This window comes from Leisingera sp. ANG59 (genome assembly GCF_013317235.1).
Taxonomy (GTDB): Bacteria; Pseudomonadota; Alphaproteobacteria; order Rhodobacterales; family Rhodobacteraceae; genus Leisingera.
Genome location: NZ_WLCM01000078.1, coordinates 1 through 10,278 on the forward strand (window position 1 = coordinate 1; position 10,278 = coordinate 10,278).

8 protein-coding genes and 1 pseudogene are annotated in these 10,278 nt (G+C 59.7%); 3 read left to right on the forward strand and 6 right to left on the reverse strand.

The features are described from left to right. Positions 1-210 precede the first annotated feature (210 nt). Positions 211-408, reverse strand: a pseudogene (locus GKC28_RS25475) (transposase zinc-binding domain-containing protein); the annotation flags it as partial. 13 nt (positions 409-421) lie between these two features. Then, positions 422-1,282 carry a tyrosine-type recombinase/integrase gene (locus GKC28_RS25480; protein WP_174149743.1) on the reverse strand — a complete coding sequence of 287 codons (861 nt, stop codon included), beginning with the start codon at positions 1,280-1,282 and terminating at the stop codon, positions 422-424. A 402-nt stretch (positions 1,283-1,684) separates the two neighbouring features. Between GKC28_RS25480 and GKC28_RS25485 the strand changes: the two genes are divergently transcribed. Further along, the gene (locus tag GKC28_RS25485) at positions 1,685-4,060 is read left to right on the forward strand and encodes an integrin alpha (protein ID WP_174149744.1); all 2,376 of its coding nucleotides are present in this window, start codon (positions 1,685-1,687) and stop codon (positions 4,058-4,060) included. A 205-nt stretch (positions 4,061-4,265) separates the two neighbouring features. On the opposite strand, the gene GKC28_RS25490 is transcribed toward GKC28_RS25485, so the two are convergent. After that, positions 4,266-5,411, reverse strand: coding sequence for a PAS and helix-turn-helix domain-containing protein (locus GKC28_RS25490; protein WP_174149745.1), 1,146 nt, complete (start codon positions 5,409-5,411; stop codon positions 4,266-4,268). A gap of 790 nt (positions 5,412-6,201) precedes the next feature. After that, complete coding sequence (locus tag GKC28_RS25495; RefSeq protein WP_254604409.1) at positions 6,202-6,519, reverse strand: universal stress protein; 318 nt, start codon at positions 6,517-6,519, stop codon at positions 6,202-6,204. 179 nt (positions 6,520-6,698) lie between these two features. Between GKC28_RS25495 and GKC28_RS25500 the strand changes: the two genes are divergently transcribed. Continuing rightward, positions 6,699-7,544, forward strand: a complete 846-nt coding sequence (locus GKC28_RS25500; protein ID WP_174149746.1) for a universal stress protein — start codon at positions 6,699-6,701, stop codon at positions 7,542-7,544. A 32-nt stretch (positions 7,545-7,576) separates the two neighbouring features. Next, on the forward strand, positions 7,577-8,407 hold the full coding sequence (locus GKC28_RS25505) for a formate/nitrite transporter family protein (RefSeq protein WP_174149747.1): 831 nt from the start codon (positions 7,577-7,579) through the stop codon (positions 8,405-8,407). A gap of 10 nt (positions 8,408-8,417) precedes the next feature. Here GKC28_RS25505 and GKC28_RS25510 read toward each other — a convergent pair whose 3' ends face one another. Both GKC28_RS25510 and GKC28_RS25515 read right to left on the reverse strand, forming a co-directional pair. Then, entirely contained in the window at positions 8,418-9,563 is a 1,146-nt protein-coding gene (locus tag GKC28_RS25510) for a site-2 protease family protein (RefSeq protein WP_174149748.1), read from the reverse strand. A gap of 57 nt (positions 9,564-9,620) precedes the next feature. Beyond that, positions 9,621-10,278, reverse strand: a 658-nt coding sequence (locus GKC28_RS25515; protein WP_254604411.1) for a VIT1/CCC1 transporter family protein, incomplete at its 5' end; no start/stop codon positions are given.

Sequence of the window (10,278 nt, forward strand, 5' to 3'; positions counted from 1 at the left end):
GAGATCTACACACGTGGGGATCCGACAGAGAAGCTCGACGCAATGGAATCGATTGTTCCACCGCATCTGCGGCGCGGCGCGTTCCAACCGTCCGACAAGCTGATTGCGCTCCTCAAACGCCCTTCGTAATGGGGAGTCGGGATGGCGGCGGCGGACATAAGAACACGATCACGTCGCCGCCAACTCCCCATTACCGGATTTGCCCATAATGCAGCTGTTGTACGCGATGTGATGGTGGCCACACTTGGTGCAGGCTGCCACATGCCCGCCAAGCACCTCGGTTCGGCAGGCTTCAATTGAAGACATGACCTTGAGCTGCGCGAGACTCAGACGCCCTGCATTTGCCCGCCGGTAGACAGGTCCATGAACTCGAAAGATGTCAGCAATCTCCAGCGCGTGCAGGGGCACGCCGCCGCACCCTTCAGGTCACATCCTGGATGTGCTCGAACGGGCTGGCGACATTGCGCAGCGTCTTGGTGGCCACATGGGTGTATCGCGCCGTCGTGGTCAGCTTGGCGTGGCCGAGCAGAACCTGGATTACCCGCACATCCGTGTCGGCCTCCAAAAGATGTGTGGCAAAGCTGTGCCGGAGCGAGTGCAGCGTTGCGGGCTTCTTGATCCCGGCCATGCGCTTGGCTGAGTTGAAGGCGCGGTTCAGGGAACGCGGAGACAGCGGTGCGACCCGGCTCTGACCGGGAAACAGCCAGCCCTGCGGGCGCGCCTCGCGCCAGTAGTTGCGAAGCAATTCCAATAACGACGGTGATAGCATCACGTCACGATCCTTGCCGCCCTTGCCGCGCTCGACATGGATCAGCATCCGGTCACTGTCGATATCCCGTACCTTGAGATTGGTGACTTCCGAGGCGCGTAGCCCCGCGCCATACCCAATGCCGAGCGCTGCGCGATATTTGAGGCCCGGCCCTGGCGCAAAGGACAAAATAGCCGAAACTTCCTCGAAGCTCAGCACAATCGGCAGCTTCCGCGGCTCGGTACGGAACTGCATGTACTTCTTCATGTCCTCCCGATTGCAGGTCATGCCGAAGAAGAACCGCAGCGCCGTGATCCGGGAATTGTAGACCGACGGCGTGACCTCCGTGTCGGTCATATGAAGCTGATAGGCCCGCAACTCGTCCGGGGTCGCTGTGTCCGGCGAGCGCCCCAGAAACGCGGTGAAATCCTTCAGCGCCCGTATATGGGCCTTCTGCGACGTCTCCGCCATCCCGCGAATGCGCATGTCTTCGATCATCCGCGCTCGCAGCGGGCTCATCTTCTCCTGTGTCATGGGAACCTCCTGTCCGATTGAGAAACCTCAATCGTCAGGCAGGTCAGTCACATCACAAAATTGCGAGACATCGGCGCAGTTCGCCACCCCAGCCACAAGCGCCATTGCCGCGAGAGCGGCTTAGTCCGTGAGCCCAAAGCTCTCAATGCTGCGCCTGGCACGAACAGCTGACAGGCGCAGAGAGAAGGCTTTGCAAATTTGTTGCAGTTTTCCCGGAAGCAGACGGAGGTGCCACTAGCCGCAGGTAACCGGTTCATTGTGACTTAGGCTGAAGGTTTGCTCACGTTTGCCTTCATAGTCCATTTGCATCATGACTGATATCCCTTCCTGACTGAAAATCGGGCGCCATAGATCCTGTTCTGCGCGATCCAACAGGCGAAGATCTCAAATCTGGGGGAAGTTATGGCACGCTCAATCACATTTCTCATTGCTGGTGATGTTGACACGGAGATCACCATTACCGAGCTGGATGACGGAACCTTGCGCTTTGACCTGACCGCATTGGATACGGGTCTGACAGGCGATTTGCGGGCCCTCTTCTTCGACCTTACCGGAGTTGATGTCTCAGGTCTCTCGACGTCCGGGGTCGATGTAACCGACACTGCCTATGAAGAAGGATCCGTCGACACGCTGGGGGGTGATGCAAACATCAAGGGGTCAGTTTCGAATAGTCTCGGTGACTTTGATGTTGGGATTGAGTTTGGCACTTCGGGAATGTCGAGCGACGATATCAACTCGACCAGCTTCATCCTTGCTCACAACAGCGTTAATCTCACGCTTGACATGATTGATCTCTCAGACTTTGGAATTCGTTACACGTCTGTGGGTGAAGAAGACGGGAGCAGAACCGGATCTGCAAAGATCGGGGACCAAGCAAACGGCGTTGCAGACAATGACATCCTCACCGTGAATGAAAATGAAATGGCCAGCGTCGACATACTGGCAAACGACACCAACGGCGGAACAAGCGTTGTGACAGGTGCGGTTGATGACGGTGGCGGGCAATTCACTTCTACAGCAACCGGTTTTGAACGGACCATTATTGTCAATGGTCTTGAATTGGGTGTGATGACAATCTCTTCCGCCGGGATTGCAAGTTTTGATGCCAACGGCGCCGATGTAGATTCTCTGGCTGAAGGCGAACAGATCGGTTTCTCAGTAACTTACACCACAACGGCGGCGGACGGTTCTCTTGCCAGCGCCGACGTCTCAGTAGCCGTGACCGGCGCTGATGATACGCCGGAATCATTTGGTGTCGTTGTCGCTGGGCAGGACGCAGGCGATAGTGGCGTCGGGCAGGCGGTGAATTTCAGCGGCGACGTAAACGGCGACGGCATTGGTGACTTTTTGATCGGTGCTCCTGGTGGCGACCCATTTGGCGCCAGCAATTCGGGAGAGGTTTATGTCATTTTTGGGAACAACGAACTGGGCACCGTTATTGATCCCGGTACGCTTGATGGAACTAACGGCTTTATCGTTAACGGGATCGTCGGCGGCGGCAATGCAGGCTTTTTCGTTTCCGGCGCGGGCGATGTGAATGGCGACGGGATTGACGACATAATGATTGGGGCCGAACTCGGTGGCGCCAGCTATGTTATTTTCGGAAAGGACACTGCCGCCACTGGAGGATTCAACGCGTCCTTCGACCTCTCCATACTCGACGGCAACAACGGGTTTACCATGACCGGCGGCTCTCGACCAACCCGAGTTTCGAACGCGGGCGATGTAAATGGCGATGGCATCGGCGATATGCTGGTCGGCGACTGGACGGCCAGCCGGGGTTACGTAGTCTTTGGCCGCGACACCGATACTGAAGGCGACTTCGCCACTTCGATTGACCTGCATTCGCTGGATGGAACCGACGGGTTCATCTTTCAGGGCACCGGAGCGTCTGGAGCAGTTGTCGAGGGCGCGGGCGACATCAACGGCGACGGGATAGATGATATCCTGGTCAATGCACCACTCGCCACCACCAGCGGCGGCTCCAACTCCGGTGAGATCTTCGTTGTCTATGGCAAGGACACTGCAATTGAAGGTGATTTCGCTGCCAACCTCAACTACACGAATCTCAACGGTAGCAACGGGTTTGCCATTCCAGGTCTTGCTTCTGGTGATCGTCTGGCACTCGCCGGTTCGGCTGGTGATGTCAATGGCGACGGGATCGATGACCTTGTCCTAGGTGCCTTTCAGTCAGACGTAAATGGAACGGATTCAGGCCAAGTTTATATCGTCTTTGGCCAGGATACCGCAACCAGCGGCGACTTCCCGGCCAACTTCGATCTTTCCACATTGGACGGAACCAACGGGTTCACGATGGATGGAATCGATGCGAATGATTGGGCTGGACTACGGGTTTCTGCCGCTGGGGATCAGAATGGTGATGGCATTGACGATTTCGTATTTGCCGCAACACAAGCCGAAAGCAGCGCTGGTGAAGTCTACATTGTTTTCGGGCGCGATACGGCCGCTGATGGAGACTTCGCGGCCAACTTCGATCTAAGCACGTTGGACGGAACCAACGGATTCATCCTTCACGGTATCGATTCGGTGGACTTGGCAGGAAGGGCTTTGGATGCGACGGGAGACGTCAATGGTGACGGTATCAACGATTTTCTCATTCATGCTCCAAACGCCGACCCGAACGGCGCCACAAATGCTGGTGAAACCTATGTCGTCTTCGGCGGAAGCACGAATTTGCAAGCCTTCGATGCGTCCGACGGCACTTCTGACGGTTCGATAGAACTAGAACTGATAAGCGGGGACACTTTCATGTTCTGAATGACTGACCCTCGGCTGCACAGGAACACACCTGCACCCATAGCCAACATGTCAAAAGGGGCACCTCTGTGTAAATGGGGGTGCAAGAAACCGACACCGTCTTACTTTTACCTTTTCGCTAGTATGCCCCTCATCCAAAAATGGGCGCGAGCTACTGCCGACGCTTTGAAAAAAAACAGTAAATGTCAGAAGCGTTCTGCAATACTCAAAGAATTGGTGGCAGTATCCGAAGGATCAGGCGGATCAGGTCGCTTCGTCGTTTGGTTGCAGTTTTAGTGTAAATCGCCTGGATTTGGTTTCGGCTGGTATTGTGTTTTGTTCCCCGAATTTCAGCTATCTCGTGCGCAGTGTGTCCCTTTAAGAGTAGTTCGCACACATGGGTTTCTGCTTTGCTCAAGCGATATAGGGCGGCGAACTTATCAATCTGGAGCGCCTCGGTTTGGTCCGGGTCGATGACGATTATTATTGAGCCTCGCAGTTGTGCATTTAGCTCATCGCTGGCATCCCTTACCGGGGTTACATCGACTAGCAGGGGGGACTTGCCAGAGCGCCGGGCCAAGGCTAAGTGCCGGTGTGCGGTATTTGCTTCTCCATTCGCTGTTTGCGCAACCTCTTCAATATAGGATCGCAAGGCTGCATTTTGTTCGAAGTTGGCACAGGATACCCGGTTTTGCCTGTTGCGCAGCAATCCATCATTTGCGTCAAGCAAACGCTCGGCCTCTTTATTGGCGAGAAGTACCTCCCCATTCTCAAGCGCCAGAATGATCCCGATGTTGATTTGATTGAGGACCGTGAGGACAGCGTTATACTTCACGCGGAGGAAATTGAATGTCCGGCCGATTTCGATGGTCTTAGTCAGGTGGGGAAGATACCAGCCCAACCGCCGCATGGTCGGATCGGGAACAAAACCGACATCCAAAGGGAAACCCAGTGCGACTGCGTCAAACCATCCATTGTTTCTGTTGAGACCGCAAATGATCCTCCGCAGAATACCGGCGTGCTGTTTCAAGTGCAGGTAGTCAGGCCGGTTATCGAGGACAGCCCGGTCCACACTCATTTCCTCGTCGCGGTAGACTGTCCCTATTTTCATTTGTCCGACATAATCCCACTGCTGGGACTCGTAGTGCATCAGATTGTCAACAAAATGCTGCCCATTGCCCCGTTCAAACATCTGCACATAAACGGTGCTTAAGGCCGAGATCGTGTATGGGTTCTCCCCGTAATCTCTAAGTAGTAGAGCGCCGGCTCGGGCGCCAACTGAACGGCAAAGGGAATCCAACGCCGGTGTCCAGTTCCCAAAGTCGGTAACCGTGTCATATATTTTTGTGGTTGTTAAATACGCCGGGTCCATCGAGATTACTCCCGTTTAAGTGATCTAACTCGAGAAACCACAGGGTCAATGATCTCATTCCCGATCTCAAAGACGTAAACATCCATATTCTTCCGCTCTTGCCAAGCTCAAGACGCCGACAGCCAAAATCAAATCTGAGAACGCTCGTCATGAGTGAGTAGCTGCTTGGGGAAGGTTCACGGCCGAGATTGCTGAGATGACCTCTTCACTCCAAGCATTTGGCGATGAACCATGGCACGCCAAAAGTCCGCTTTAACGTATGGTCTAAACCCAAGCAACGACCGCTTCGTGCTGCCAACCGTAATTGCCTTCAGGGACGGGAGCGGCGGCTTTGTCCGCAGTGCGTGAGTTCGCCCCCAGAGTGACTTTGCTATCGCAGCGAACGGCAGGAAATGCAGACCGCGACGCAGAATTTTGAAGGCAGTTTGCGTGATCGACCAATGACCAAGGCTGACTTCTGTCATGGGCAAGACCTGTCGAGCGCCTTTCCAACCGCCCCTGCACGGCGCGGTGAAGAGCTAAAAACCGATGTTCTGTATTACCCCCGCAGGCTAAGCAGGCGGGGGAATTTAGGAGAAAGTGTGGACCGCCGCAGGGACTGGCATATTATCCCTGTCTACGCTAGAAACTTTCCTGAGGTCAGCGACTTCAGGAAGAAACCAGCCGCTCGGCTATCCACATTTCGGAGCTGTTTTCATAGCTATACATGGCTTTGTGGCCGGACATAGAAAAATGCGCTCCGGCAGCTTGCTGCGTTTGGCGTGGCGCACCACCCGCGCCGCCATCGAGCCTAGGAAATAATCCTGCAATCCGCGTCATGCGTATCGGCGTAGTCGGTGATCGTGCGCGCGGCATGGCCGGTGACCACGTCCGCCTTGACGTCTTTCACTCCGCCCAGATCCGCCTTCAGCGCCGCCAGCATCGCCGCGCGGGTGTTTTCCAGCAGGCCCTCCGGCAGCTGCTGAACCACATAGCCGGGGATCTCATCGGCCACCGCCAGCGCGGTGATCCTGGCATCGCTGTCCGCCAGCAGACGGGCGGCCTGCAGGGCACTGGCGCTGTCGGCACCGTGATCCGGGGCAATCGGAACCAGAATATGCTTGTACATCGTGATCCTCCTCTGATGCGGCCCGAGTTCACGCCGGTTTCCGGTGGCCTGCCTTGACACAGGTTATCCATCCTGCGGCAAGTGATTGATCAGGATCATGGCACCCGCCGGGAAAGCTGATCTACTGATGAACGCGGTGCGCACCCCGCCTGCCGCGCATCAAATCCCGGAGGCCCGCCATGCAACGCAAAACCTCTCTCTACGTGCTCGCCGCAGACACCAGCGACGCAGCCGTCACCGCCGCCGCCGAGGCGGCGCAGGCCCAGGACGCCTATCTGGCCTGCCTGCTTTTGGAAAACCTGCCCGCCAGGCCCTACTTCGTTTACAGTGCGACGGGCTTCGGCGCGGCTGCGATGCCTGCGGACTGGGTGGATCATCTGCGGGACGCCCGGCAGGCGGCCGAAACCCGCGCTGGCGAGGTGAATGATCTCCTCACCCGCAACGGCTGCTCCGGCGATGTGCAATATGCGGTCTGCGCCGGCGCGGACATCCGGCTGCTCTGTGCCCAGAGGGCCAAGTCCTGCGATATCGCGCAGTTTGCCGATGGCCTCAGGGACCACGAGGACGTCTTCCGCGAAGCTCTGCACGGCCTGCTGTTCCAGTCGCCGGTTCCGGTGATCGTGAACGGCGCGCCCTTTGCCAGCTACAGCCGCATCTTTCTGGCCTGGGACAGCAGCCTTGCCGCCTCCCGCGCCGCCCATGCTGCGCTGCCCTACCTGCGCCACGCGCAGGAGGTGGTGATCGGCTGCTTTGAATCCAGCGCCTCCGATCAGCGCGACGGCGAGGACCCGGGCACCGATGTTGCCGCCTGGCTCAGCCACCACGGCTGCACTGTGACCGTGTCGCAATTCCCCGGCGGCGGCCAGGACGTCGGCCACGGCATCCAGCAGCGCGCCCGCGAGGCCGGGGCCGGGCTGGTGGTGATGGGCGCCTATGGCCATTCCCGCCTGCGAGAAGCGGTCTTTGGCGGCACCACCCGCACAATGATCGAACAGACAGAGCTGCCGGTCCTTTTTGCCCACTGACCCCTTGCGCCCATAGTTTCAGGAGCCGACTTTTGACCAGCCAGGCCCCCTTTGACGCCTACAAACCCGCCGAAATCGCAGCGCTGGTGGAAACCGCAGGAACCGCCAAGGCCCGGCTGCCGCTGCCGCAGATGTTCGTGCTGGCGATGCTGGCGGGCGCTTTCATAGGTTTCGGGGCGGCGGCCTATACTATGACCCTCACCGGCGCCGGCCCCGTTACGGGACCGGTCCGGGTGCTGGGCGGCGCGGTGTTCTCGCTCGGCCTGATACTGGTAGTGATTGCCGGCGCTGAACTGTTCACCGGCAACGTGCTGATGGTGATCGCCGCAGTGGACCGCAAGATCCCGCTGCGCCTGCTGCTGCGCAGCTGGGGCATCGTCTATGCCGGCAATCTGGCAGGCGCCGCCGGGCTGGCCGCCGCATTCGCCCTCACCGGGCTGCTGGACGGACCGATGGGCGACACCGCGGCAGGCATTGCCGGGGCCAAGGCGGAACTGGCACCGCTTGAGGCCTTTGCGCGCGGCGCCCTGTGCAACGCCCTGGTCTGCCTCGCCGTCTGGCTGTCCTTCGCTGCCCGCACGGCGGCCGGCAAGGTTCTGGCCATCCTCTGGCCGATCACCGCCTTCGTGCTGCTGGGGCTCGAGCACTCCATCGCCAACATGTATTTCTTCCCGCAGGCTTGGGGTGCAGGCGCGGACATCCCGTTTGCCGCAGCAGCCGCCAATCTGTTCTGGGTCACCCTCGGCAACATCGCCGGCGGCGCAGGCGGCGTCGCCCTGGCCTACTGGTTTGCCTTCCTGGGCGGTACCGCCCGGCGGCAAAGCCCGGAACAGGCGCAGCAGCCGCCAGGGCACAGCCACTGACGCGCAGGCATCACTCCGCCTTGCGGCCCGGCAGCCGGATTTCCTGCAGCACCGCCAGGTAGCCCGTCAGGTCGGCCAAGGTGACCACCCCCAGCAGCTGGCGCTCCTCCGCCACCAGGAACTTGCGCCGCCCGGTGGCAGAGATTTTCGCCATCAGCTCCGCGGCCGGCATCTCCGGGCCAACCGTGTTGTCTTTGTCCGCCGGCACATAAACATCACCGGCATGCGTTGCAGCCCAGTCCTCGCGCCGGGTTTGCGACAGAAGCCCGGTGTCGGCATACCCCAGCAGCACGTCACCCAGCACCACCGGCACGAAGCTCTTGCGTTCCTCCAGCATCACCCCGTCCGCCAGCTGCTGCAGGCTGATGTCCGGCGCTACCGTGACCGTGTCGCGGGTCATCATGGCGGCAACGGTCTTGCCCTTGAACGCCGCCGCCTGCAGCTGCTGGGCATAGGTGCCCTTGGCCGCCGTCAGCACAAACACCCCGATCAGCACCTGCCAAAGGGAGGCAACCGGATTGCCGGAAAACAGGCCGATGAGGCCGAAGATGATCAGCGCATAGGCCAGGTAGCTGCTGATCCTGGTGGCGGTGGCGGTCGCCTGCAGCAGATCGCGGCTGCGGCTCCACAGGTAGGCCCTGAAAATCCGCCCGCCATCCAGCGGAAAGGCCGGCGCCAGGTTGAACACCGCCAGCACCAGGTTGATCAGCGCCAGATAGCCGAACACATGGTTCAGCGCCATTTCCGGCGCAAGCCACCCGCCCGCCTGCGCCAGCAGCCAGAAGCCGAAGGCCAGCGCAAAGCTCATCAGCGGGCCCGCAATTGCAATCCAGAACTCGCTGGCGGCAGTCTTCGGCTCCGATCCCAGCTCCGCCACCCCGCCGAAGATGAACAGCGTGATTCCCTTGATCTCGACCCCGTAGCGGCGGGCCACCACCGAATGGGACATCTCATGCAGGATCAGCGAGGCAAAAAAGCCCAGCATCGCCAGAAGCGCTAGGGTGAAGTAAACGCTGCCGCTGGCACCGGGATAAACCATCGGGAAAAACTGCGTCGACAGGCTCCAGGTGATCAGCGCGGCGATCAGGCCCCAGCTCGGGTCGATCCGGATGTCAAACCCCTGCAGGGTGGCGATCTTGATGGCGTTTGAAAACATGGGCTCCCCTCCGCACTCCAGCTTAGGGCCAAACGGACCCGGCCCCCTTGATCCGGCTCAAACCCGGAACAGGCTGCCGGCCAGATAGGCCACGGCAGCGGCGCAGGAGCCGATTGCCAGCGTCTCCAGTCCCGATTTCCACCAGGGCGCCAACGACCAGACGCTCTTGCTGGCGCCGATGCCAAAGAACACCGCGCCGGTGGCAAGGGCCGCCGTCAGAAACGGATCAGGCAGCCCCAGCATGAACGGCAGCAGCGGCACGATGCCTGCCGCCATGAAGGCGGCAAAGGTGGTCAGCGCCGCCGCCACCGGGTTGGGCTCCGCCGGCGCCAGCCCGTATTCGCTGGTCAGCATCAACGCGATCCACTTCTCCGGCTTGGCGGCAACGGACCGCACCGCGCCTTCCAGTACCTCGCCGCTCAGCCCCAGCTCCTGGAAGATCTGGCGCAGCTCCTCGCGCTCACCCTCGGGATACTGGCGGATATGGCGCTCCTCCACCCTGTACAGGCGCCGCCGGTCGTCCAGATCCGCCTTGGTGCCCAGGTAGTTGGCCGCGGCCATCGAAAACCCGTCCGCCAGCACGTTGGCAATGCCCAGGGCAATGATCACACCTTGCGAAAACCCGGCCCCCTCGGCACCCGCGGCAATCGCAAAGGTGGTCACCGCACCGTCAATGCCGCCGTAAACCGCATCCCGCAGCCGCCCGGTGCCATTG

What these genes read in the sequence shown, in the direction of transcription:
- GKC28_RS25480 (WP_174149743.1), bottom strand. Translation starts at nt 1,282, where the DNA reads ATGACACAGGAGAAGATGAGCCCGCTGCGAGCGCGGATGATCGAAGAC.
- GKC28_RS25485 (WP_174149744.1), top strand. Translation starts at nt 1,685, where the DNA reads ATGGCACGCTCAATCACATTTCTCATTGCTGGTGATGTTGACACGGAG.
- GKC28_RS25490 (WP_174149745.1), bottom strand. Translation starts at nt 5,411, where the DNA reads ATGGACCCGGCGTATTTAACAACCACAAAAATATATGACACGGTTACC.
- GKC28_RS25495 (WP_254604409.1), bottom strand. Translation starts at nt 6,519, where the DNA reads ATGTACAAGCATATTCTGGTTCCGATTGCCCCGGATCACGGTGCCGAC.
- GKC28_RS25500 (WP_174149746.1), top strand. Translation starts at nt 6,699, where the DNA reads ATGCAACGCAAAACCTCTCTCTACGTGCTCGCCGCAGACACCAGCGAC.
- GKC28_RS25510 (WP_174149748.1), bottom strand. Translation starts at nt 9,563, where the DNA reads ATGTTTTCAAACGCCATCAAGATCGCCACCCTGCAGGGGTTTGACATC.